Below are 21,977 nucleotides of genomic sequence, written 5' to 3' on the forward strand. Positions count from 1 at the left end.
GTTAAGCCAATTTTTTTCGCAGTCGAAACACATCCATAATGCAAATCCGTTCTATTAAAACGCCCTTGGTCGAATTAAAAAACATTACCGTCCGATTCGAACAAAAAAATGCGTTACAAAATATTAATTTAACCGTTTATCCCGATTCGATCATTACGATCGTCGGCCCGAACGGTGGCGGGAAATCGACCTTATTAAAGGTGTTATTAAAATTACTTACGCCCACAAAAGGCGAAGTGATTTATCATAAAAATCTCCGTATCGGTTATGTGCCGCAAAAAATTCATTTGGATCACAGTTTGCCGATTACGGTGGAGAAATTTTTATCGCTAAAAAAAGGTATTTCGGCAGAAGATATTACGCACGTTCTCACGCGTTTATCCGTGTTGCACCTGTTGAAAAACAGTATGCAAAAGCTTTCCGGCGGCGAAATGCAGCGGATTTTATTGGCGCGGGCGATTTTAAATAAACCGACATTATTGGTGTTGGACGAACCGACCCAAGGCGTGGATATAAACGGTCAGGTGGAACTATATCAACTAATTCATCAAACCCAAAAAGAACTGAACTGCGCTATTTTAATGGTGTCGCACGATTTGCATATCGTAATGGCGGATACGAATGAAGTGTTATGCGTAAATCAGCATATTTGCTGCGCCGGCACGCCGGAAAGCGTGTCCAACGATCCGACTTTTATCCACTTTTTCGGCGATCAACTGTCGAAAAATATTGCGTTTTATACGCATCATCACAATCACAAACACGATATTCACGGCGATGTATGTTGCAACCGATATTCCCATTCGCAGCAATGTACCCACCAAGTCAGCGCAGAGGACGCAACGAAAAATGTTTGATATTTTATTTCCGGCTTGGTTAAGCGGCATTTTACTTTCGCTCATCACCGCCCCGCTCGGCGCCTTTGTCGTGTGGCGCAAAATGGCTTATTTCGGCGACACGCTTTCTCACTCGGCGCTGCTCGGCGTCGCCTTGGGCATTTTCTTACAGGTTAATCCCTATGTTGCAATTTTAATTTTAACCTTGTTGCTCGCCGTGTTAATGGTTTGGTTGGAAAACAACACGCAGTTTTCCGTGGACACCCTACTCGGCATTATCGCACACAGTTGCCTTTCTCTCGGCGTCGTGACCGTGGGATTGCTACAAAACGTGCGCGTCGATTTAATGGCATATTTATTCGGCGATTTGCTTGCGATTAATTACACGGATCTTTATTTAATCGCAGCCGGCGTCGCCGTGGTAATGATCACTTTGTTGTATTTTTGGAAACCTCTACTTTCCACCACAATCAGCCCCGAGCTTGCCCAAGTAGAAGGCATTAATATTCAAAAAATGCGCTTTATTTTAATGATTTTAACCGCACTTACCATTGCCTTAAGTATGAAATTCGTCGGCGCCTTAATTATCACCTCGCTATTGATTATTCCCGCGGCAACTGCGCGACGTTTTGCCCGCACGCCGGAAGCAATGGCGTTTATCGCCGTGATCATCAGTATGCTATCGGTTTCTCTCGGCTTAACCCTCTCCGCCTTTTACGATACGGCGGCTGGCCCCTCCGTGGTGATTTGTTCCACCTTTTTATTTTTATTGTCTTTATTAAAGAAAGAAACCTAAAAACTTGCAAAAAATAACCGCACTTTTAAAAGTGCGGTCGAAAAATGTTGTGTTTTTTATTCTACGCGTTCGCCGTGTAATACCAAGTCCAAACCTTGACGTTCTTCGTCGTAATCCACGCGTAAACCGATGGTTTTATCGATAATTTTCAAGATGATAAAGCTACCGATACCGCTGAACGCAATGGTGATTAACACGCTTTCGATTTGAATCCAAAGGGTGGTATCCGTGCCGGAAATATCGGTTGAAACGAACACACCGGTTAATACTGCGCCGACAATGCCGCCGATCCCGTGGATCCCGAACGCATCGAGCGTATCATCATATTTAAACCAATATTTTAATTTTGTTGCGCCGACAAAACACACCGCACTGGTCACTACGCCGATAATTAACGCGCTTTGCACCGAAACGAAACCCGCCGCCGGCGTAATACCGACCAACCCTGCGACCGCACCGGAAGCCAGACCCAACGCGGAAGGTTTATGCTTGCACAAGACTTCGATTAATACCCAAGTTAAGGCTGCGGAAGTTGCTGCGATTTGTGTTGTCGCCAACGCCATCCCCGCTCTGCCGTCCGCCGCTAATGCGGAACCGGCGTTGAAGCCGAACCAACCGATCCACAACATTGCCGTACCGATGAGGGTTAACACCAAGTTGTGCGGCGTAATCACTTCACGTCCGTAACCGACGCGTTTGCCGATCATTAACGCAGCCACCAAGCCCGCCACACCGGCATTGATATGAATAACCGTACCGCCTGCGTAGTCTAATACGCCGTCACTGGCAAGCCAGCCGTCCATACCCCACACCCAGTGCGCCGTCGGCACATAAATAAACACCGACCATAATCCGACGAACCATAATAATGCGGAGAATTTCATCCGTTCGGCAAAAGCACCGGTAATAATCGCGCCGGCGATAATCGCGAACGCCATTTGGAAGATTACGAATACGCTTTCCGGAATCGTGCCGGCGCCCGGATAAACCGTTAATTCGCTACGCTCGGTAAAGACGTTCAAACCGCTGAGGAAGAAACGTTCCGTCCCGCCGAGAAAACCGTTATTCGGCGTAAAGGCAAGGCTATAACCGAAGCACATCCATAAAATCGCGATCAAACAACATACCGCAAAACTTTGCATCATTGTGGCAAGCACGTTCTTTTTACGCACCATTCCCGCATAAAATAACGCCAAACCGGGAATGGTCATAAATAACACTAAAATCGCCGATACGATTACCCACGTCGTATCGCCGCCTTGTAACACTGACATCGGTTGAACCCAATCCGCCAAATCTGCGAACGCCATCGGCGATAAACCGCCTAACAATCCGAGTAAAATTAACTTTTTCATAAATCACCTACACTAATCGATCAAATTTAAACCGCTTCGTCGTCCGTTTCGCCGGTACGAATTCGCACCACGCGTTCCAACGGTTTCACAAAGATTTTTCCGTCGCCGATATGCCCCGTTCTTGCCACGCGACAAATTGCGTCGATAACGTCATCCACGCGATCATCGCTTAACGCAATATCAATTTTGACTTTAGGCAGAAAATCCACCATATATTCCGCCCCGCGATACAACTCGGTGTGCCCTTTTTGTCTGCCGAAACCTTTTACTTCGGTAACGGTAATCCCTTGAATACCGATATCCGACAGCGCATCGCGCACATCATCCAGACGAAAAGGTTTAATAATTGCCGTGACTAATTTCATTACGAACTCCTCTTATTGCCCAACTCGATTTCTCCGATTATCGATTCGATAATCTTTTCCCGAAAATTGACTATCATCCGATGTCGAAATAACAATATCACTAAATATTTTCTAAGTAAATAGAAAATTTGTTTGATTTTTTATATTTTTTTAATATAAAATCAAAACATATTCTAAACAAAGGCAATTTTTATTAAATAAAGGATTGATTATGCAAAATATTGACGTCTTAGACCGACAAATTCTTGAAGTCCTGAGCAGCGATGTAAAAAAATCCTATGCGGAAATGGCGAAAATGTTTAACGTCAGTACGGGAACCATTCATATTCGCATTGAAAAACTACGCCAAGCCGGCGTTATTCAAGAAATGACGATTAAATTAGACGAGCGTAAATTAGGTTTCGACGTGTGCAGTTTTATCGGCATCACCTTAAAACGTGCCAAAGATTACGGCGGTGTAATTAAACAATTAGAAAGTATCGATGAAGTGATTGAAGCCTATTACACGACGGGAACTTACGGTATTTTCATTAAAGTGATGACCCACAGTATGGAAGAATTACACCAAGTGTTAACCCGAAAAATTCAAGCGATCGACGAAATCCAATCCACCGAAACCTTAGTCTCAATGCAAAATCCGATTCGTCGTAATATAAAAATATAAAAAAACATACCGCACTTAAGCAAAAGTGCGGTGGTTTTTCGGGTTATTTTAAAACCGCGTTTAATGACGAAAAAGGCAAAATTAACGCGCAAGGTTCATCAATTAACGGCACCCCGCCGAATAATCGATACCAATTTGCGCCGTCTTGATTTTTCGCTTCAATAAATAATCCTATTCCGCCGACCTGTGCCGAAACGGCAAAACAACGTTTCGCAGCTTTCAGTAATAATTGCCCGCCCAATCCTTTTCCTTGATATTTCTTATCCACCGCAAGACGAGCAAGGGTAAATAAAGGCAATGAATGTCCGCCAAAACGACGAGAAAATTCTATCGGAGCGGATTTCGGCGAAACCGAACCTAATGTAATAGTATAAAAACCGATAATACCATCGGTTTGATCATCAATCGCAACATAGGTCTTAGACGTATTTTTACTGTGCGACTGCCGCGCATAATGTCGCAAAAAATGGTTAAGATCATCATTTCCACAATCAAATGATGTTCGATTATGCCCTTTATTTAAAGGTTCTTCACGCCAATTCATTATCGTTTTCCCGCAAAGCTTGAGCGGCTTTTAATAAGCGTTCCGTCGGTTTAGGCGGATTATCTAATAAATCTAAAATTAATTGCCAATCTCTTGGTGTAAGAATTTTTTCTTCACCAAGCATCGTTTCTCTAATCGGCTCTAAAATCAGTTTGGAATTATCAGGCGAAGAAACAATTTGCAAACGATCTCCTTCGGCAAGATTAAATTTCGCCAAAATAGATTTTGGAAAACGTACTGCCATACTATTTCCCCATTTACTCAAAATTAAAGTTTCTAACATATAAACCTCGTATATCTTTTTGTAGATACATTATTATAGAAACTCATTTAGAAAATGCAAATAAAAAGACCGCACTTCGGCAAAAGTGCGGTATTTTTTCTTAATCTTTCACCACCGGATAAAACGGCTTGCCCCAGTCGATTTCGTTGTGGTTTTTCAGCATAATTTCCACCATCGCCGGTACAAGCAAAGCAAGAATATTGCACCCGTCGCGCAACTGCTCACGATTAACCGAGCTATCAAAGGTTGCACCGCCGTGTAAAATTTGATTACGCAACGTATATAAACGAGAAAACATCACCTCTAAAATCCATTCGGTTTTTTGCTTTTCCAACGCGGACAAACAACGCTCGCGATTGCGCATTTCCGCCAGTTTATAGGCTTTTTCCGAAATCTTGCCGTTATGAAAATCCCAAAAATCTTGGAACACGAATTGATTACCCAACAACAAACGGATTGATTGAGGAAACTGTTTCCAAATTAAATCATAGATCCGCTTATCTTCATCCAAAGCACAAATTCGTAATAAAAATTCATTAAATACCGCCCGATCTTTTACCTGATCCAACTCACGAGCATAAGCCGCATTAAACGCAATCCAAAGGGCGATAAATTTCGTATCTAAATCTTCCGCCTTTTCCGCTTTCTTTAACCAACTTAAAGTGCGGTGTATTCTTAAACAGAAATTCTCGGAAAAGCCTTCAATATCACGATGTTGTTTAAAGTAGGTTTGGAGAGATTGGGCGGTTAGGGTCGTCATAGTTTGTTCCGTAAAATAGTTTGCTCAATAGGTTTATTTTGTCAGATTCTTTCTTGAGATACAAGAAAGCCTAAAAGATATGTCGTTATAACGTGAAAAATAGACAAAACAAAGATCGCCTTGAAATTAACGGCAAATTGCCGTAAATTATGTAATAAATTACATATAAGAAGGAAATCCCAATGAGCGTAGCAAGATTAGAAACCCGACTAAAACCGGAAATTTACGAAATGGTTAAACAAGCCGCACAAATTACCGGCAGAACAATTACCGATTTTGTTGCCGCATCTTTATATGCGGAAGCCAAAAAAACCATTGAAGAATATTCGATGATTAAACTTTCCTTAGCCGATCAGGAACGTTTTTTACAAGCATTAAATCAACCTAACGAGCCGAATAAGGCGATGAAAAAAGCGGAAGAACGCCATAAGCTACTGATTAAGGCAAATTAATAATGCAATATCTTATTGATGAATTATCCGCTGAATTTAATAAAAAAAGCTTTAAAAGCACATCAGCGGAACTCACAAATTATTTTGCTCGCTTAGTTTCCCAAGACATCAAACGCAATCTTGCCAAATGTTATGTTCTCGCTACAGAAGACAAAAATGTTATTGGCTATTACACCTTATCTTCTTCCGCCATTCCAATTAATGTCCTACCGGCGAAAATTTATCAAAAATTACGCTATAACCTTTTTCCTGTCGCATTAATCGGCAGATTAGCCATTGATGAAAATCATCAAGGTAAAGGGTTAGGTTCCGTGTTACTTTTTGATGCCATAGAACGCGTGAAAAAGAATAGTTTAGGTACAGCAGCTATCGTTGTTACAGCCAAAGATGACAACGCGCAACAATTTTATGAGCATTTCGGCTTTCGAGCATTTGAAGAAAAAATAAACGGAAGAACAATGTTATTTTATCCGTTATCGACAGTATTTAATGTGTTAAATCAATAAAAAAACACCGCACTTCAATAAAAGTGCGGTGTATTCTTAAACAGAAATTCTCGGAAAATCTTCAATATCACAATGTTGTTTGAAAGAGATATTGGGTGATTAGAGATTTCTGTTGTGTCATCATTTTTCCTTACCAATTTTTAAGTTTTAATTGCAGTTGTTCTAATAATGAAAAATCAGATAATGCTTTCATCTGTGTTTTTTCACCGCACTTCGGACAAATTTTTACTGCCACAATGCAATCGGTTTTGTTAATAAAATCGGCTTTCCAATTACAGTTAGGACAAGTTTCGATAAGTTGTTTTGGAATTGGCATAATTTATAACCTATTACAAATTTGGATATTCATTTCAACAAAATCATCCCAAGAATACAAGTGAGCCAAATGGGCTTTGTAATAATCTTCAACACGGCAAACTAAAGGTCTTGTCTCATAAATCGAACAAAGTTTAGTTTCCATATCAAAATGTTTACAAACCCCATCCCCCCGATCAAGAAAAGCGGTTTGCTCACTGTTATTCACTCGTTGGCAACATTTGCCACAGGCAGTGCAAGGGAAGGTTTTATGCATACCACTTGATTCGTTCAATATTATGCTTACTTTGTTCTAAAGCAATATAATCATTACTTAATTTATTGTCCTCTGCTTGATAAGCCAAAATTTGTTTTTGTAATTCATCAAGTTTTGGATTAAACATCTCATCAATCGCTTTATCAGTTGCTGTAATTGCATTAGTTTGATAATCGTTGCAAATACGTTCAACTGCTTGATGCAGTTCTAACATATATTGGCGTTGCTGATCGTTTAATTCGTCTTGTTCTTTCGCAGAAGAATAAGCATCCCATATTGCAATTCCAGTCTGCAAAAGTATAGCCGCACGTCCTGCCCAACGCCCTAATGTTTTCTCCCATCTTCCTTTTAAAAGTGGAACTTTAAACGAACGTCCAATTTTTAATAGCTCTGTCAGATTATTTTTATCTGAAATGGCTTTTTTAAAAATATCGCCAGCCGTATCCCAAAGTGGACTATTTTCCATTTGTGGTTGTTCAATAGTGTATTTATTTGATAAAGCACTTAATTGAATTTGTAGTTTGTCTTCAATGGCTTTATTCATCGAATAAATAATACGTTCAATATCTGCTTCTAGTTGCCCACTATCATTGACAGTTCTGAATAACTCTAAAAGGGTTCTTTTATTGCTGACAACTTGGTTTCTTATTTCTTGTCCAACCTCTAATTTTAAAAAGTTTTTTTCTTGTTGAAGATTAGCTTTTTCTCGCTCTAACTGTTCAACTTCTTGGCGTTTGCCAGTGGATAGTTGCGCTTTTAAGGTTTGTAATTTAGGATCAAACCAATTTTCATAAAGATAGTGTTTAAATTGATTAAATTTTTCTTGCTCTGAACTTTGTTGAATAATCCAGTTTTTTAGTGATTCAATCAGAATATTGAAGCCAGATATTTCCAATAAAGGGGCTTTATCTTCTAAACGAGCTTTGAGGGATGTTTTTAAGTTAATAGCAATAATTTCTAGCTCTTGTAAATAAGATAACTCAAGGTTAGCCTCTTTTAATGTTTTAGCAAGAAGACTATTAATATGCTCTACAGCAATTTGGCGTTCTTCTTCATTGAGTTTATTATTAAATATAATAAAAACTTTTTTCTTACGCCCAATCAGATCGATTAATCGCTGATAAATATCTTTAGAGTCCATATCGCCATCACGAATGACAAAAAGAACAACTGCCGTTCTTTGCAGTTGCTCCATTGTGACATTTTCGTGAGCAATGGGGGCATTAACCCCCGGTGTATCAAGCAAAATAATATCATTCCATTGATAGCGATCAACGCTGTCTGTAGTTGGAATATCGCCTGTTTTCGCAATCTCCTCTCCCTGCAGTGCATTGATTAAAGTACTTTTCCCTGCATTATAAGCACCATATACCATCACTTGTAATTGTTCTTCCTGCATTCTTTTTTCTACTTCAGAAAGCAATTCAGGATTATTCACAATTTCTTTGGTCTGTTTAAGTTCATCTAAAATCTCAGAATAAGCTTGCTTCATTGTTATTCCTTATCTTTGATAATGAGTTAAAATACGATTTGCTTCTTCTTCAATATTTGAGCAAATTGTTTCTACAGGCTTAAGCTGACTACAGGTTTCTTTGATAGTTTTATCAACAAGGCTATCAACAATAGAACGAAGTTCTCGGCGAATACTTTTTTCTAATTTATCGGTGCTAAAACCGGTTCTTTCTTTAACTGTTTCAGTTTCAACGAGATAATCACCGCCTTTGCTACCTAAGATACCGCCTATAAGACCGCCAAGTGCACCGCCTGCAATCGTACCGATAGGTCCTAGAGCAGAACCGAAAAAAGCACCGCCTGCAGCACCGGCAGCTGCACCGCCAGAAGTGGCAATGCTTTTACCTACGGAGCCTTTTACTTGAGAATAAGTAACAAACTCTGCTTCAAAATCATCGATATGATCTGCTTGTAATGAAGCAGTGATTTCCTTGAATGTCGCACCTAATTTTGCGGTGCGTTTCGCCAATTCTTCAGTGAGTATTTTTTGCAAAATTTGGCTTATTTCGTCAATGATTGCAACTTTGTTAGCACTGTCTTTATGTCTGTTTACAATGGAAAAGATTTGGCTATCAATATCAAGATAAATGGTATTGGCAATCATCTTTTGATTTTCCGCTAAGCGTGCTGTGCTTGCAACAATTTCTTGTTTTAGCTCACGGATTAATGTCATTAAATCATTTTTTTGTTGATCTTTAAAAAATGCCACAACATTATCTTGAATAAAATTATCCAACTGAGCTTGAGCTTTTTTTCCTTTGTATTCGCAAGCTTGAGCGATTAACTCACCCAGTTGAGTAAATAATCTATTTAAACCGGAACGTTCAAGATTTTGATGCTGTTTATAGGTAAAGACAGAAATAGAAACAGGTTGTTTCATATCGTCTTCACTTATTTTTTCTCGCAAGCGATCATATACATTTTGCTCTTGTAATCTGCGATTTTCATCTGTTTTATCAACAAACTGTTCCACTAATGTATTTGTTTCATCATCCCAATCTTCCTCTTTATCATCACTGCGTGTAATAACTGGGAATAAAGGTTTACCTTTTACCAGTTGAGATTTTAATTCTTCAAGCTCTTGTACTTGCCCCGGTGAATCAGAGGAAGTTAACCATAATACAGCATCGGCACTGTCCAAAAAGGTTTGGGTTAAATGTCCATTTTCCTCTGTAACGGAATGTAAACCCGGCGAATCTAATAGTACAAAATGTTTACCTAGCTCAACGCCTTGCATTTGAGCAGTCGTTTCCGTCATACCTTCGGCAAATTTTTCCTCTGTAAAGGGTTGTTTTTCTCCTGCTTTATCTAGATAAAAGCGAGAAACGGTTTCATCTGGAAATAATCGTTGATAAGTTTCAACCACATTATTAATAAATGAGCTTTTACCTGCATTCACCTTACCAAATACCAGAAAAATAATTCTATCTTTATAAGATTCAGAAAGGGCTTTCATAGGCAAACTTTCGTTAATCTTGTGTTCCCATTTTTTAAATGCATCTTCTAGCGAAGTTTTGACCTCATTCATTTTGATCGCAAATAAACTTTCCTTGTTTAACTGATGATCTGCTTTTATTGTTTTGGAAAACACCTCTTGAATTGCTTGAATTTTCTCTTTCAGCAAATTTTCCTCCTCGTTTAACTGAATAAATGTCGCTTGTGTATTTTCCAAACTTTCAAAAAACTGTTGAAGTTGATTATTGCTCATCATCTAATCCTCTAATTAATTCAGAAATAGTGTCGTATTTCTCTTGTAACTCTTTTTGAGTTGGGTTGTTATTTTTCTTTTCCCAGTTTGCGAGTAATTTTGTTCGCACTTTACCAACTTGATTTGTCTCTAAATCAGCTTTCATACTATCAGTTAGCTTTAATTGATGATCTTTTACAAACATTTCGAGTTTTTGCACCGCATTTCGATAGCGCTTTTGCTCAGCTTCTCTTCGTCTTGCTTCTTCTCGTCTTGCTTCTTCTCGTCTTGCTTCTTCTCGTCTTGCTTCTTCACGGCGAGCTTCCTCACGTCTGCGTTCCGCATCTCGCTCAATTTCTCGCTCACGTTCTCTCGCATTTTCTCTTTCACGCTCATTATCATCGCTGATTGATTTTGCAACTGCTGCACCAACCGCTACAACGGCGGCACCGATTAACCAAGGTAATGCCATAATTTTTTCTCCGGTAATAATTAGTTAAATGCTTTTAAATGTTTGTTTAATTGCGTTAAAAACTCTTGACGATTAAAATTAAACTTCGCTTTTTCTTGTTGAATTTCTTCCTCAACTGTCAGCAAGATGTGGTTTAATTTCTCTTTCAGATCTACTTTTAAGTCCGCTCTTAATTGCGGTCTTTCTGAAATTAACTGATTCGCATATTCAACAAGATACTGTTTAAGTTCGTTAATCTGACTTAATTCAACGAATTTAGGCTGATTCTTTTCGGTAGCTTTCCAATAACGGTCAGCAGATACCGTAAACAAATCTAATGGCATTCCTTGAATTTGCTCTTGGATCTTATTAATCACTTCTTCTTGTTGCTGACTTTGTGAGAACTTATCTAATTTTGTTAGAACTAATACTTTTTTTACTGTCGGGGTATTTTTTACTACATCCTCTAAGTATTCTTTCTCTGCATTATCAAGTTCACCTGTTGATAAATTATGTACAAATAAAAGAATATCACTATAGATAAAAGCACCTTGATTTGCTTTTTTATCATCAGAACCAGAAGGATCTGCATTTAATCCGGGAGTATCCAACCAGATAATTTTGTTTTCTTCATCAGTATAGGTCTGATTTTCAGTGGTTTCTCGTTGATCAGAGGTTTTAAAAAAATCTTTTTGATTGATCAAAGCATTTAATAAAGAACTTTTGCCGTGGTTAAAATCCCCCACAGCAGCAATACAGATATCATCTGATTGGCATAATTGCTGATAGCGATCAAAATGAGTTTCCAGTTCAGGAATATAATTCTTAATGAACTGTTTTTTATCTTGTTCAAATGCTTTTAAAGATTCATCAAGTGATGACCCAATAACTGAACCTATAGGTCCAAAAACTGAACCTAGAAAAGCGCCTGTAGAAATAGGTAATGCCATATTTTTCTCCTAGTTTTATTATTTGAGGTTAATTTAAATTCGCCAAATATTGCTGCAACCTCTCCACCATTCTCGTCTGCATTTCCGCCGGGCTGATGATAGTTAAATGCGGGATCCAGTATTGCACGAGCGGGACGATGTCGAGTTCGTTGATGTTGGCGCAAGAGAGGATCAGTTCGCCGTTTTCGGTTTTGTGCACCAATTTTTGATTCGGTAATAAGTTACGGCGTAGGAAATAAGGTGCGGCGTAGGCGGAGACTTTCACCAGCACTTCGCCCACTTGATTGCCGTGGGATAAGCTGTCGTTGCTTTGGATTTCCTTGAGAAGTTTTTCGTTCGGTTGGAAACTTTCGCCGGTTAATGTCAGTTTGCTGATTTGGGTGAAACAAAAGGTTTTTTGTTTGTCGTGATCCGTGCCGATAACATACCAAACGCCGTTTTTGTTAGTGAGGCTGTATGGGGCGATTTGGTAGAATTTATTTTGTTGCGTGCTGTGTTTGTAATAGCTGAAACTGATTTGTTGATGTTCGCCGATGGCTTGTTGAATCAGGGAAAATTCTTTTTCTCTGCCGTCGATTTTTTCTAATTGCACGCCTTTAATTTGTACGCTTTGCAAAAGGCTTTCTTGATAAAAAGTGCGGTCATTTTCGGGAAATAAATCGGAAACGCCGACAAATCGTCCGAAACATTGAATATCTTCGTGGGTTAAAAAGCCGGATTTTTGGCGGTCTAGCTTGTAAAAACGCGAGCCTTCTTCTTCCCAATGTAAAAAGCTTAAACGTTCGTTAAAATCCCGTTGTACCGTTCTTAAGGAAACATCAAATTCACCGGCAAGCTCATTAATATCAAGGCGTAATCCTTGATTTAAGCGGTTTAAAATGGTGCTGATGCGTTTGGCTAATACTTCGCTTTTTTTCATTTTTTGATTTCCGTTAATTGATTTCCTATTACTTTAATCAGATTGTAAACGGATTACACGTCAGGTTATGTCGCGATAAAAAATTTTTTATAAAAATTGTCTTTCGGCAGATTTTATACAAGCGGCGACAAAAAAATCAGTTAAATTAGACTTTTACGGTCTAATATAAGAATAATTAGCCATTTATGGAAAAAAGTCAATGCTTATTATCTTTCTTTCAACGAAGGGGAAAAGCAATGACGGACAAAACGCAACAAATTATGCAAACCATCGGGCGGGCGATTGCGAAATATCGTCAAGCCAGCGGGTTGACCCAAGCGCAATTAGCGGAAATTTTGGATATGAGCAATGATGCGATTTCTCGAATGGAGCGCGGGAAAACCGTGCCGACGGTGTTGCGTTTGGTGGAATTGTCGGAGATTTTTCATTGTGATGTGGCGGATTTGTTGACGGATAGCAGTAATCGTACAATGGATCAAGCCAGAAGTTTGGAGCGTTTATTAGATCGGTTGGAAAGCCACGAGCGCGCGGAGTTTTTAGCCTTGGCGGAAAGATTGATCAAATGGAGAACCGACAATTAAACGCGCATATCGGCGCACCATTCCGTTTTATGGCAATCGCCTCTAATACTCACCTAAAATTCGAAAAGCTAATTTCTCTTTTTCGGCAAAAATTCGCACGGCGCGTTGCATAAATTCTTGCGGGATTTTATCGCGCGATAAAAATCGGCTGCTAACGGCGACAAATTCGGCATCCAAATGTTGCGCATAAATCGAGCCGGAATTGGCATTCACGCCCGCCATTGCGCGTCCGCGCAGTTTGCCGTAAATATGAATATTGCCCTCGGCGGCAACTTCCGCGCCCGCCTCCACATTGCCGTGAATAATCAAATCGCTGTTTTTGGCATAGATTACTTGATTGGCTTCGACGTTGCCTTCGACCACTTGGGTCGGCAAATAACGCGGTTCGGGCAAAATGTCGGAAAAATCACCGCTCTTTCCCAGCACAGGCAAGTCCGCCGCGAGGATCAATTCTTTCTGTAAATTATTTTGCCAATCGCTGACGCCGATGATGTGAATGTTAAATTCCGCCAATAAGGCTTTGAGCGCAGGTAAATTGATTTTTTCGAGCAACGGGTTGAATTGTAAAATGACGGCAATATTTTGAAAAAATGTAGGCGATTTTTTGGCTTTTTTAACTAAAGCGCGTTTGATCACGGTTAAGCTGGCGCTGTTTAATGTGAGGAAAACCGATGAAAATTGTCCGGTTCGAAGTTCAACAATATCTTGTGCCATAAGTGATTCCCGCATAAAAATAGAGTGGTTCGATCATAAAGAATTGCGGTAAAATCATCAAATACTTTTTACAAAAAACGAATAAAAACAAATAGGTGACAAAATTATGCTCTGTGCGATTTATAAAAGTCGGAAAAAAGACGGAATGTATCTTTATGTGGAAAAACGCGATAATTTCGACAAAGTGCCGCAAGCTTTGCGCGAGGCGTTCGGCACGCCGATTTTTGTGATGTTGTTTAATTTAAACGGCGAAAAACCGCTGATTCAGGCAAAAAATCAAGAAGTGGCGGCGCAAATTCAAACCCAAGGATTTTATTTACAAATGCCGAAACAGGAAGAAAATTTATTAGCGCAACACAAAAACGCACAAAAAAACAACCGCACTTGATCGGCAAATCAATCAAGGAAAAGTGCGGTGATTTTTTTCGCATTTTTGAAATAAACGGAATACGGGTATAATACCCGATAATTTTATTACGCTAACGGATTCGATAAATAAATATGAAAATAATGTCTTTTAACATCAATGGATTACGCGCTCGCCCGCATCAACTTGAGGCGATTATCGACACCTATCGTCCGGATATTTTGGGCTTGCAGGAAATTAAAGTGGCGGACGAGGATTTTCCTTACGGGTTGGTGGAACATTTGGGTTATCACGTTTATCATCACGGACAAAAAGGACATTACGGCGTGGCAATGTTGTTAAAGCAAGAACCCAAAACCGTGCGCAAAGGCTTTCCGACCGATGATCAAGATGCGCAAAAACGCATTATTATGACCGAATCGGAAACGCCGTTCGGTACCTTGACCGTCATTAACGGTTATTTTCCGCAAGGCGAAAGTCGCGATCACTCGACGAAATTTCCGGCGAAAGCGAAATTTTATGCGGATTTACAACATTATTTAGAGCACGACCATTCGCCGGACAATCCCATCGTGATTATGGGCGATATGAATATCAGTCCGAGCGATTTGGATATCGGCATCGGCGAAGAAAGCCGTAAACGCTGGTTGCGCACGGGTAAATGTTCTTTTTTACCGGAAGAACGCGAATGGTATCAACGCCTGTATGATTACGGTTTGGTGGATACGTTCCGTCACTTAAATCCGGCGGCGAACGATAAATTTTCGTGGTTCGATTATCGTTCGAAAGGGTTTGATGACAATCGCGGTTTGCGTATCGATCATATTTTAGCGAATCAAGCGCTCGCCGCGCGCTGCATTGACACCGGCATTGCGTTGGATATTCGCGCGATGGAAAAACCCTCCGATCACGCGCCGATTTGGGCGGAATTTAAATAAGGATGAGACGATGGATTTAGATCAACATTGGCAACATTATCGCTCGGTAATCAATGAAAAACCGGCGATTTTTGCGGTGAACTGGGCGTTGTGCGAAAAATATGACGAAGGTGTGACGCAAGACAAAATCGCCCAATTTTCTCTGCCTTATCGCGGCGAAGAAAACGGCTTTCCGTCGGAAAAAACCTATCAACGCATTACCAAAGATTTGGTGAAAATCACCGGATTATTAGCTACCCTGCCCGATTTGCTTTACGCCGGTTATATGGTTTCCGATAATCAGGTAAAATTGCATTTTTATTGCCAAGACAGCAGCGCGTTATTAGAGGTATTGCAGCAATTTCCGCAAGTCGAGCAGATTGATGTGCAAGAGGATCCTCATTGGGAAACTTATTTTGATTTTCTACTGCCTTCGCCGTTGGAAGTTAAAATTAACGCTACAGACGAATTATTAGAAATGTTGCAGCAAAACGGACGCAATCTGGCGGATATTTACGCGCTTGAACACAACTTTCATTTTAGTGATGAAGAATCAATGTACGGCTTTTTAGATTATATTCACTCGACGGATATTCCCGTCAGCGATCTAAAACACAGCGAAGAAGCGTTTCCGATTGATGAAGATGAAGAAATGTTTATCGTGAAACTAGAACAAGAAATCACCTTGGACACGCCGGACATTTTCACTTTCGTCGAACATTTCGAACAAGCGGCGAATCAATTCGAAGGCGAATATATCGGTTGGGAAACCCAAGAATTACAACCGGAAAAACGGCAGATTAATTAAGTATCAAAGCCGTTCGGACTGATGATAACCCTTAATTTGTTGGATTTACAATACGGACACAGCGCCTCCTAGGTTGATGAAAACCTATATAGTCATTTATCATCATTTTCCTTTCTTCCCTTGCGGGAGAAGGGATTGGTTGCACTTTGTCATCAGTTTGGGACGCCCTACGTTCGAATACGCAAATCCCTTTGCCAATAACCGAGCGCTTCCGTTCTTATATAATCGATACCGACCGTAAATCGCTATCGGATGAACATTAAAGAAAAAACGCTTTTACGATCCCTTTCGTAAAAGCGTTTTTGTTTTTATTCGGTTTAAAATCAAACATTAAAAAATTGATGATGCAAGGGTGATGATCACGCCTAAAGCTAAAACGACAACTAACATTGCATAGCCGAAAGTGCCCATACTACTCTCCTAAAATTGACTAAAAAGGTAAGGCATTCTATCAAGAGTTGCAACAAAAAGAAATAATTTTCATTTTTTCGGCAAAATATGTGACCTTCCGCAAATTTTTCGGTCTCGCGTATTAACCTCCGCCCGCCGAATCTTTATAATAGCCGGCAAATTTATTGGAGGACAATATGGCAACGATTAAAGATGTTGCGAAAATGGCGGGCGTTTCGACGACCACCGTCTCACACGTTATCAACAAAACCCGCTTTGTGGCGGAAGAAACGGAAAAATTGGTTTTACAAGCCATTCGCGAATTAAATTATTCGCCGAGTGCGGTGGCACGCAGCTTAAAAGTGAACACGACCAAATCCATCGGGATGATCGTCACCACCAGCGAAGCACCCTATTTCGCCGAAATTATTCACGCCGTGGAAGAACATTGTTATCGCCAAGGTTATTCGCTGTTTTTATGTAACACGCAAAATAATCCGGAAAAAATTAAAAACCACCTCGAAATGCTCGCCAAAAAACGCGTGGACGGCATTTTGGTGATGTGTTCCGAATATGCGCAAGATTCTTTAGATTTACTAGCGAATCTCACCGATCTGCCGATGGTGGTAATGGATTGGGGCCCGAATAACGAACACACCGATATTATTCAAGACAACAGTTTTGAAGGCGGCTATATCGCCACCAAACATTTAATCGAAAACGGCCACACGGATATCGGTATTATTGCCGGCGAATTGGTCAAAACCACGGCGAAAACCCGCTATGAAGGCTTTGTCAAAGCAATGCAAGAAGCGGGACTTTCCATTAATCCCGACTGGGTAATGGAAGGCTTTTTCGAGCCGGAGGACGGTTATGAATGTATGAACAAAATTCTCGCGCAAGAAAAACTGCCGACCGCCGTGTTCTGTTGTAACGACGTAATGGCGCTGGGCGCAATTTCGGCGATCGGCGAAAAAGGTTTGCGCGTGCCGGAGGATATTTCGATTATCGGCTATGATAATATTCACTCCTCCCGTTTCTACTCACCGCCGTTAACCACTGTGCACCAATCCAAATCCCGTTTGGGTGCGCAGGCGGTGAATTTATTATTCGAACGGATTAACGATAATTCGGGTTCGCATCATATTATCGAATTATATCCCGAATTAGTGATCCGCAAATCCGTGAAAAAACGTTAATCAATACCAATTTTCCATATCGGACGCACTCAGTGCGTCCCAGATTGCTGACAAACCTAATTTAAATTGTATTTTATTTGTAGGATGGGCTTTAGCCCCTCAAAAAAAGCCAATAGTTTCAATATGATGGGCTAAAGCCCATCCTACTTAAATATACTTTGTCAATAAAATAAAACGCACAGAACGCCTCTTTTTATATTTTCTTGCGTAAAAACCACCGCACTTTTATTCTTGATTCCTCTTAAAAAAATAAAGCATTACTTTCACATTAAACCAATAAAAATAAAAAACCACTCCGCAACTTATTATTAAAAAAAGCAAAACACCTTTTCACAATAAATATTTATAAAATTAAAATACAGTTTCAATAATTTATTTAAAATTAACCAAATTAAAAATCATAAATAAATTTAAAAATAAATAACCTGAATCGTTAAAGCACAATTAAAATTTATTTTCACTAAACCGTTAAAGCAATAAAAATATATTTCCAGACTTATAAAAATCTCAAAAATAAAAAACAATCACACCTTAAAAATTAAATTTTACTAAAACGAATCAGCTTTATTTTACTATTTAAAAAATTGTGACAAAGATCACAAATGCTTCAAATGAAGTTTATTTTTTAACAAAAACTATTAATTTTTATATGGAATAGTATTTACAAGATTGTTTTTTTATCTATAATGCGCCGCGACTTAGGGAAATAACTGATATTTACATAAGTCAAAAAATGATTACAGTAATTTACATTTTAAATTTAATTGTGTGTTTTGCTCCATATGATCAAATTTAGTAATTACTCTTTAATATTGTCAAACTCAACTATAGGAGATATTTATGCTTAACCAATTAACAACTAAAGCATATATTAATGTAAGTGAAACAATTCGTAATTTTATGCAAGATAGCAAAGGTGTAACTGCTATCGAATACGGTTTGATCGCCGTTGCCGTAGCAGTGTTTATTACCGCTGTATTCGGTAATGACGATGGTACATTCCTCTCTAAATTATCTGCAAAATTCGATACTTTAGTGGAGAGCATCTCACCAAAAGAAGAATAAAGACAATTAAATCTTGCATAAGATTAAGAATTAATATCCCCGGTGGTTCACTTCCCTTCCTTCATCCGAGCCACCGGTTTTTAAAATAAAATTTAAATAATACATTTTAAAACCATAATGATAAAAGAATATGCGACGATCACGGTTTATTGCTTAATCACATTGATTTTGTTAGGAATTTCTTATTCCGATATTAAATCCAGAATCATCAGCAATAAATGCATCGGAATATTATTTCCCTTGGTCATCGCGTTGGCTTGGCTTAATTATGAAACCGTTTTCGTATTGTCGGCCGTTGTTGCATTAGTAATATGCTTTTTATTATTCACATTGAAAGTAATGGGCGGGGGAGACGCCAAAATGATCAGCGTTCTGATGTTGGCGCTCCCCAATGAACAAATAATTTCTTTTGTTTTTTTCACCGCACTTTCCGGTTTGGTTGTCGTTATTATCGGTTTGATCTTTTTTAGAACCGCAATCCGAGAACAAGGTCTTCCTTACGGCGTTGCCATAAGCTGTGGATTTTTAATCAATTTATTACTAATTCATCTTTAATCACCTTAAGACTTGACTCGCCTGTCGGCGTATTACAAGGGTATAAAATGAATTATCGATTTTTATTTACAATCTCGTTTCTAATTTTAGCCGTCGGCTTAAGCGGCTTGTTCTTTATGATCCCCGATGATACTGCGGTGAAAACCGAGCAAACCGTCGAAGAACAACCGGTCGTCGTGGTGAAAAATACCACGATCACACTTGCCTCTTTGAAAAAAGATTTACCGAAAGGTGCGTTAGTGCAAGCGGAAGATTATATTTTGAGCGAAAAAGACGTGCCGGAAAATGATCCGCTCGTGGCAAACGATATTAAGTCGTTGTTGCAAGAACAGCATAATTTTTCCTTACAAGGTTTTTTGGTGAGCGAAAATTTGCAAGCCGGCTCTATGCTTTCCAAAGAAAGATTGGTTGCGCCGGATGATCCGCGTTTCTTGTTATTCAGCTTAGATCCGAAACAAGAAGTGGCGTATCGCCTCAATATCAAACCGAATAACAGTTATATTTTGGATACCTTGCAAATCGGTCAATCCGTTTCTTTATACAGCCAGCAAGACCATCCCTATAACGATCAGTTGGATACCCAAGATTTTGTGAAGTTGATCACTGACGTGCCGCTGTTAGGTCGCCGCGCTTACACTTGGGAAGAACAAGAAAAACACAAAGGTATTGCGGGCTATGTCACGCTGAAACTCAACACCGAGCAAGTGAAAACCCTTTACAGTTTACCAAAAGACGCCGTTGTGATGGTGCTCCCTGAAGACGGAAAATCCAAAAATTCCGCTAACCATAAAGGTTCGTTTATCAGAAAATTAAGAGGTCAATAATTTATTATGTTGATGAACAAAAAAATCTTATGCAAACGCCTGTTGAGCTGTTTTGCAGCCTTAATGCTCGCCTATTCTTCCGGCGCGTTCGCCAAACCGCTTTATTTGGAACAAGGCAAAAGCCAATATTTCGAATTGGATAAAAAAGTCGATACGATTTTTATTTCCTCGCCGAATATCGCCAATTATGAAGTGTTGGATGATTACAGCTTTATGGTTTACGCCAAACAAGAAGGCGTAACGGACGTGATGGCATTTGACGCCCAAGGCAATATTTTGTTGTCCGATACCTTAAACGTGAACGCGTTTATCAACAATATCACCGATACGAACAAGCAAATCAAAGCGCGTTTCCCGAACTCCAATTTGCAAGTGAAAAAAGTCGGTAAGGCTTATGTGATCGAAGGTAAAGCCGCCTCGGATCAAGAAAGTGAAGAAGTAAACCGCATTGTGGGCGAAGCCATCGGTGCGCCGTCAAAAGTGACCGAATACACGGTCAAACACGGTACTTCGGAAGAAAAAGCGCCGTTTTTGGATAAATATCAATATACCGGCGTGATCAATAATTCGAACGTTTCCGAAGCGACGCAAATTAATGTGAAATTAACCGTGGTGGAAGTTAACAAAAATCTTTCCGACGCTTTAGGTATTAACTGGAGCAATCCGGCGGGTAACTTATTAAATAACTTAACCGGCGGTTCCGCAGTGATTGGCGGCGGGTTCGACGCGTCCGGCGGTTCGATTTCGTTGATTAACGCCAATAACCTGAGATTATTCATTAATGCGATCAATAACACGAATAACGGTAAAGTGCTTGCCGAGCCGAATATTTCAATGTTATCCGGTGAAACCGCCGATATTCTCGTCGGTGGCGAAGTGCCTTATGTGCAAAAAGACAGCGACGGCGGTTCAACCGTGACTTATAAAGATTTCGGGGTGAAATTATTAGTGGGCGCCAAGGTGCAAAAAAATGATCGCGTACGTTTAGTCCTCGCGCAAGAAGTCAGCACCCTCGCCGGCAGCTACGCTTATGCGGACGTGGGTAATATTCCGTATTTCCACACGCGTCGCTCGAAATCCACCTTTGAAGTGGGCAACGGCGAGAGTTTCATCATCGGCGGATTACTCAGTTCCACCGATTTGGAAGGCGTGTCAAAAGTGCCGCTATTAGGCGATTTACCGATTTTAGGGGCGTTTTTCCGCAGCGTTTCCACTTCGCGCGATGTGAAAGAATTGGTGGTGGTCGCTACGGTGAATTTGGTTAAACCGATCAATTCAAAAGACATCGTTTATCCGACCTTCGAACAAACCGGCACAATGGAACGATTCTTTAATTTAACACCGTTTAAAAATGTCTATCACAAAACATTGACGTCGAATTTCTTACAAAACGGAGGGTTCATCCAATGATGCTTCTGTGCAAAAAAACTTTATGCTACACCCTATTATTGCTTGGCAGTTTATCGGCAAGCGCCGACTATGCGCTCGATCCGGATAACGTCGCCCAGCCGCAACGCGCCAAACAAACCCGCTATGAATTAATGAAGGATTTGTTTGTGCTGGAAGACTACAGCGACACCGCAATGGCGAATTTAGTGCGCTCGGTCAGCGCCAATGTAGGACGGGATCTCGACAAAAAAGTGGTGATTTTCTGGAACGGTCGTCTCAGCAAAGAAAGAGCGGTCTATTTACGCAAAGAATTGCTCCGCCGTCATATTCAAGCGGACAACGTTCTGTTACAAAAAGACAGCGTAGTGCGCCCGTTGTATCCGCTTTCCGTGGAAGTGCAACGCATTTCCGCCGACAAAATTAATTGCCCGCTAGAAATTGGGGAAAATGTCGCACCCGCTCAATACGATTATTGCGCTAGCAAAAGCAATTCGCGCATTCATTTAAAAAACTAACG

28 protein-coding genes are annotated in these 21,977 nt (G+C 40.0%); 15 read left to right on the forward strand and 13 right to left on the reverse strand.

The annotated features are described in order from the left end of the window. Nucleotides 1–38 precede the first annotated feature (38 nt). On the forward strand, nt 39–857 hold the full coding sequence (gene znuC / locus CVP04_RS04190) for a zinc ABC transporter ATP-binding protein ZnuC (RefSeq protein ID WP_100296268.1): 819 nt from the start codon (nt 39–41) through the stop codon (nt 855–857). Next, the gene (gene znuB / locus CVP04_RS04195) at nt 850–1,632 is read left to right on the forward strand and encodes a zinc ABC transporter permease subunit ZnuB (RefSeq protein ID WP_100296269.1); all 783 of its coding nucleotides are present in this window, start codon (nt 850–852) and stop codon (nt 1,630–1,632) included. The genes znuC and znuB overlap by 8 nt, the downstream gene beginning before the upstream one ends. Before the next feature lie 56 nt (nt 1,633–1,688). Here znuB and CVP04_RS04200 read toward each other — a convergent pair whose 3' ends face one another. Beyond that, nucleotides 1,689–2,987, reverse strand: coding sequence for an ammonium transporter (locus CVP04_RS04200; RefSeq protein ID WP_100296270.1), 1,299 nt, complete (start codon nt 2,985–2,987; stop codon nt 1,689–1,691). A gap of 26 nt (nt 2,988–3,013) precedes the next feature. After that, nucleotides 3,014–3,352 (reverse strand): P-II family nitrogen regulator, encoded by a 339-nt coding sequence (glnK, locus tag CVP04_RS04205; RefSeq protein ID WP_100296271.1) that lies wholly within the window; start codon nt 3,350–3,352, stop codon nt 3,014–3,016. 211 nt (nt 3,353–3,563) lie between these two features. Between glnK and asnC the strand changes: the two genes are divergently transcribed. Continuing rightward, nucleotides 3,564–4,016 carry a transcriptional regulator AsnC gene (gene asnC, locus CVP04_RS04210; RefSeq protein ID WP_100296272.1) on the forward strand — a complete coding sequence of 151 codons (453 nt, stop codon included), beginning with the start codon at nt 3,564–3,566 and terminating at the stop codon, nt 4,014–4,016. Between the two features lie 43 nt (nt 4,017–4,059). Here the strand turns inward: asnC and CVP04_RS04215 are convergent, their stop codons facing one another. The 3 genes from CVP04_RS04215 to CVP04_RS04225 all read right to left on the reverse strand — a co-directional run bounded on the left by CVP04_RS04215 (nt 4,060) and on the right by CVP04_RS04225 (nt 5,603). Continuing rightward, nucleotides 4,060–4,560 carry a GNAT family N-acetyltransferase gene (locus CVP04_RS04215; RefSeq protein ID WP_100296273.1) on the reverse strand — a complete coding sequence of 167 codons (501 nt, stop codon included), beginning with the start codon at nt 4,558–4,560 and terminating at the stop codon, nt 4,060–4,062. Continuing rightward, entirely contained in the window at nt 4,547–4,843 is a 297-nt protein-coding gene (locus tag CVP04_RS04220) for an AbrB/MazE/SpoVT family DNA-binding domain-containing protein (RefSeq protein ID WP_100296274.1), read from the reverse strand. Before CVP04_RS04220 ends, CVP04_RS04215 begins: the two co-directional genes overlap by 14 nt. 100 nt (nt 4,844–4,943) lie before the next feature. Then, nucleotides 4,944–5,603, reverse strand: coding sequence for a HEPN domain-containing protein (locus tag CVP04_RS04225; RefSeq protein WP_100296275.1), 660 nt, complete (start codon nt 5,601–5,603; stop codon nt 4,944–4,946). Between the two features lie 182 nt (nt 5,604–5,785). On the opposite strand from CVP04_RS04225, the gene CVP04_RS04230 reads away from it, so the two are divergent. After that, complete coding sequence (locus tag CVP04_RS04230) at nt 5,786–6,055, forward strand: type II toxin-antitoxin system TacA family antitoxin (RefSeq protein ID WP_100296276.1); 270 nt, start codon at nt 5,786–5,788, stop codon at nt 6,053–6,055. Nucleotides 6,056–6,057: 2 nt separating this feature from the next. Continuing rightward, nucleotides 6,058–6,561 carry a GNAT family N-acetyltransferase gene (locus tag CVP04_RS04235; RefSeq protein WP_100296277.1) on the forward strand — a complete coding sequence of 168 codons (504 nt, stop codon included), beginning with the start codon at nt 6,058–6,060 and terminating at the stop codon, nt 6,559–6,561. 130 nt (nt 6,562–6,691) lie between these two features. Here CVP04_RS04235 and CVP04_RS04240 read toward each other — a convergent pair whose 3' ends face one another. From CVP04_RS04240 to CVP04_RS04270, 7 genes are read right to left on the reverse strand one after another with little or no spacing between them, the layout of a single operon-like run. Beyond that, complete coding sequence (locus CVP04_RS04240) at nt 6,692–6,877, reverse strand: hypothetical protein (protein ID WP_100296278.1); 186 nt, start codon at nt 6,875–6,877, stop codon at nt 6,692–6,694. 3 nt (nt 6,878–6,880) lie between these two features. Then, nucleotides 6,881–7,132, reverse strand: a complete 252-nt coding sequence (locus CVP04_RS04245; protein WP_100296279.1) for a YkgJ family cysteine cluster protein — start codon at nt 7,130–7,132, stop codon at nt 6,881–6,883. Further along, nucleotides 7,125–8,624: a GTPase gene (locus tag CVP04_RS04250; RefSeq protein WP_100296280.1), complete on the reverse strand. Its 1,500-nt coding sequence runs from the start codon at nt 8,622–8,624 to the stop codon at nt 7,125–7,127. Before CVP04_RS04250 ends, CVP04_RS04245 begins: the two co-directional genes overlap by 8 nt. Before the next feature lie 9 nt (nt 8,625–8,633). Then, nucleotides 8,634–10,355, reverse strand: a complete 1,722-nt coding sequence (locus tag CVP04_RS04255) for a GTPase (protein WP_100296281.1) — start codon at nt 10,353–10,355, stop codon at nt 8,634–8,636. Then, on the reverse strand, nt 10,342–10,803 hold the full coding sequence (locus CVP04_RS04260; protein ID WP_100296282.1) for a hypothetical protein: 462 nt from the start codon (nt 10,801–10,803) through the stop codon (nt 10,342–10,344). The genes CVP04_RS04255 and CVP04_RS04260 overlap by 14 nt, the downstream gene beginning before the upstream one ends. 20 nt (nt 10,804–10,823) lie before the next feature. Then, nucleotides 10,824–11,732, reverse strand: coding sequence for a GTPase (locus tag CVP04_RS04265; protein ID WP_100296283.1), 909 nt, complete (start codon nt 11,730–11,732; stop codon nt 10,824–10,826). A gap of 28 nt (nt 11,733–11,760) precedes the next feature. Further along, on the reverse strand, nt 11,761–12,651 hold the full coding sequence (locus CVP04_RS04270) for a helix-turn-helix transcriptional regulator (RefSeq protein WP_100296284.1): 891 nt from the start codon (nt 12,649–12,651) through the stop codon (nt 11,761–11,763). A gap of 236 nt (nt 12,652–12,887) precedes the next feature. Between CVP04_RS04270 and CVP04_RS04275 the strand changes: the two genes are divergently transcribed. Beyond that, nucleotides 12,888–13,232, forward strand: coding sequence for a helix-turn-helix domain-containing protein (locus tag CVP04_RS04275; protein ID WP_100296285.1), 345 nt, complete (start codon nt 12,888–12,890; stop codon nt 13,230–13,232). A gap of 42 nt (nt 13,233–13,274) precedes the next feature. Here CVP04_RS04275 and minC read toward each other — a convergent pair whose 3' ends face one another. After that, complete coding sequence (minC, locus tag CVP04_RS04280) at nt 13,275–13,946, reverse strand: septum site-determining protein MinC (protein WP_100296286.1); 672 nt, start codon at nt 13,944–13,946, stop codon at nt 13,275–13,277. A gap of 106 nt (nt 13,947–14,052) precedes the next feature. Here minC and CVP04_RS04285 point away from each other — a divergent pair, with 106 nt between their 5' ends. From CVP04_RS04285 to CVP04_RS04325, 9 genes are all read left to right on the forward strand, one after another. After that, nucleotides 14,053–14,334, forward strand: a complete 282-nt coding sequence (locus tag CVP04_RS04285; RefSeq protein WP_100296287.1) for a YcgL domain-containing protein — start codon at nt 14,053–14,055, stop codon at nt 14,332–14,334. A gap of 113 nt (nt 14,335–14,447) precedes the next feature. Next, the gene (xthA, locus tag CVP04_RS04290) at nt 14,448–15,251 is read left to right on the forward strand and encodes an exodeoxyribonuclease III (protein ID WP_100296288.1); all 804 of its coding nucleotides are present in this window, start codon (nt 14,448–14,450) and stop codon (nt 15,249–15,251) included. A gap of 10 nt (nt 15,252–15,261) precedes the next feature. Further along, entirely contained in the window at nt 15,262–16,038 is a 777-nt protein-coding gene (locus CVP04_RS04295; protein WP_100296289.1) for a TIGR01619 family protein, read from the forward strand. Between the two features lie 587 nt (nt 16,039–16,625). Next, entirely contained in the window at nt 16,626–17,627 is a 1,002-nt protein-coding gene (gene purR, locus CVP04_RS04300) for an HTH-type transcriptional repressor PurR (RefSeq protein WP_100296290.1), read from the forward strand. 840 nt (nt 17,628–18,467) lie between these two features. Next, the gene (locus CVP04_RS04305) at nt 18,468–18,692 is read left to right on the forward strand and encodes a Flp family type IVb pilin (RefSeq protein WP_100296291.1); all 225 of its coding nucleotides are present in this window, start codon (nt 18,468–18,470) and stop codon (nt 18,690–18,692) included. A gap of 117 nt (nt 18,693–18,809) precedes the next feature. Further along, the gene (locus CVP04_RS04310) at nt 18,810–19,247 is read left to right on the forward strand and encodes an A24 family peptidase (RefSeq protein WP_100296292.1); all 438 of its coding nucleotides are present in this window, start codon (nt 18,810–18,812) and stop codon (nt 19,245–19,247) included. 47 nt (nt 19,248–19,294) lie between these two features. Then, nucleotides 19,295–20,071, forward strand: a complete 777-nt coding sequence (locus CVP04_RS04315) for a CpaB family protein (protein WP_100296293.1) — start codon at nt 19,295–19,297, stop codon at nt 20,069–20,071. 6 nt (nt 20,072–20,077) lie between these two features. Further along, complete coding sequence (locus CVP04_RS04320; protein WP_100296294.1) at nt 20,078–21,481, forward strand: type II and III secretion system protein family protein; 1,404 nt, start codon at nt 20,078–20,080, stop codon at nt 21,479–21,481. Beyond that, the gene (locus tag CVP04_RS04325; protein WP_100296295.1) at nt 21,478–21,975 is read left to right on the forward strand and encodes a hypothetical protein; all 498 of its coding nucleotides are present in this window, start codon (nt 21,478–21,480) and stop codon (nt 21,973–21,975) included. The genes CVP04_RS04320 and CVP04_RS04325 overlap by 4 nt, the downstream gene beginning before the upstream one ends. Nucleotides 21,976–21,977 lie beyond the last annotated feature (2 nt).

The sequence above is a fragment of the Caviibacterium pharyngocola genome, from assembly GCF_002795405.1.
Lineage (GTDB): Bacteria > Pseudomonadota > Gammaproteobacteria > Enterobacterales > Pasteurellaceae > Caviibacterium > Caviibacterium pharyngocola.

Coding starts and splice junctions, on each gene's coding strand:
- znuC (WP_100296268.1), top strand. CDS start 39: ATGCAAATCCGTTCTATTAAAACGCCCTTGGTCGAATTAAAAAACATT.
- znuB (WP_100296269.1), top strand. CDS start 850: ATGTTTGATATTTTATTTCCGGCTTGGTTAAGCGGCATTTTACTTTCG.
- CVP04_RS04200 (WP_100296270.1), bottom strand. CDS start 2,987: ATGAAAAAGTTAATTTTACTCGGATTGTTAGGCGGTTTATCGCCGATG.
- glnK (WP_100296271.1), bottom strand. CDS start 3,352: ATGAAATTAGTCACGGCAATTATTAAACCTTTTCGTCTGGATGATGTG.
- asnC (WP_100296272.1), top strand. CDS start 3,564: ATGCAAAATATTGACGTCTTAGACCGACAAATTCTTGAAGTCCTGAGC.
- CVP04_RS04215 (WP_100296273.1), bottom strand. CDS start 4,560: ATGAATTGGCGTGAAGAACCTTTAAATAAAGGGCATAATCGAACATCA.
- CVP04_RS04220 (WP_100296274.1), bottom strand. CDS start 4,843: ATGTTAGAAACTTTAATTTTGAGTAAATGGGGAAATAGTATGGCAGTA.
- CVP04_RS04225 (WP_100296275.1), bottom strand. CDS start 5,603: ATGACGACCCTAACCGCCCAATCTCTCCAAACCTACTTTAAACAACAT.
- CVP04_RS04230 (WP_100296276.1), top strand. CDS start 5,786: ATGAGCGTAGCAAGATTAGAAACCCGACTAAAACCGGAAATTTACGAA.
- CVP04_RS04235 (WP_100296277.1), top strand. CDS start 6,058: ATGCAATATCTTATTGATGAATTATCCGCTGAATTTAATAAAAAAAGC.
- CVP04_RS04240 (WP_100296278.1), bottom strand. CDS start 6,877: ATGCCAATTCCAAAACAACTTATCGAAACTTGTCCTAACTGTAATTGG.
- CVP04_RS04245 (WP_100296279.1), bottom strand. CDS start 7,132: ATGCATAAAACCTTCCCTTGCACTGCCTGTGGCAAATGTTGCCAACGA.
- CVP04_RS04250 (WP_100296280.1), bottom strand. CDS start 8,624: ATGAAGCAAGCTTATTCTGAGATTTTAGATGAACTTAAACAGACCAAA.
- CVP04_RS04255 (WP_100296281.1), bottom strand. CDS start 10,355: ATGATGAGCAATAATCAACTTCAACAGTTTTTTGAAAGTTTGGAAAAT.
- CVP04_RS04260 (WP_100296282.1), bottom strand. CDS start 10,803: ATGGCATTACCTTGGTTAATCGGTGCCGCCGTTGTAGCGGTTGGTGCA.
- CVP04_RS04265 (WP_100296283.1), bottom strand. CDS start 11,732: ATGGCATTACCTATTTCTACAGGCGCTTTTCTAGGTTCAGTTTTTGGA.
- CVP04_RS04270 (WP_100296284.1), bottom strand. CDS start 12,651: ATGAAAAAAAGCGAAGTATTAGCCAAACGCATCAGCACCATTTTAAAC.
- CVP04_RS04275 (WP_100296285.1), top strand. CDS start 12,888: ATGACGGACAAAACGCAACAAATTATGCAAACCATCGGGCGGGCGATT.
- minC (WP_100296286.1), bottom strand. CDS start 13,946: ATGGCACAAGATATTGTTGAACTTCGAACCGGACAATTTTCATCGGTT.
- CVP04_RS04285 (WP_100296287.1), top strand. CDS start 14,053: ATGCTCTGTGCGATTTATAAAAGTCGGAAAAAAGACGGAATGTATCTT.
- xthA (WP_100296288.1), top strand. CDS start 14,448: ATGAAAATAATGTCTTTTAACATCAATGGATTACGCGCTCGCCCGCAT.
- CVP04_RS04295 (WP_100296289.1), top strand. CDS start 15,262: ATGGATTTAGATCAACATTGGCAACATTATCGCTCGGTAATCAATGAA.
- purR (WP_100296290.1), top strand. CDS start 16,626: ATGGCAACGATTAAAGATGTTGCGAAAATGGCGGGCGTTTCGACGACC.
- CVP04_RS04305 (WP_100296291.1), top strand. CDS start 18,468: ATGCTTAACCAATTAACAACTAAAGCATATATTAATGTAAGTGAAACA.
- CVP04_RS04310 (WP_100296292.1), top strand. CDS start 18,810: ATGATAAAAGAATATGCGACGATCACGGTTTATTGCTTAATCACATTG.
- CVP04_RS04315 (WP_100296293.1), top strand. CDS start 19,295: ATGAATTATCGATTTTTATTTACAATCTCGTTTCTAATTTTAGCCGTC.
- CVP04_RS04320 (WP_100296294.1), top strand. CDS start 20,078: ATGTTGATGAACAAAAAAATCTTATGCAAACGCCTGTTGAGCTGTTTT.
- CVP04_RS04325 (WP_100296295.1), top strand. CDS start 21,478: ATGATGCTTCTGTGCAAAAAAACTTTATGCTACACCCTATTATTGCTT.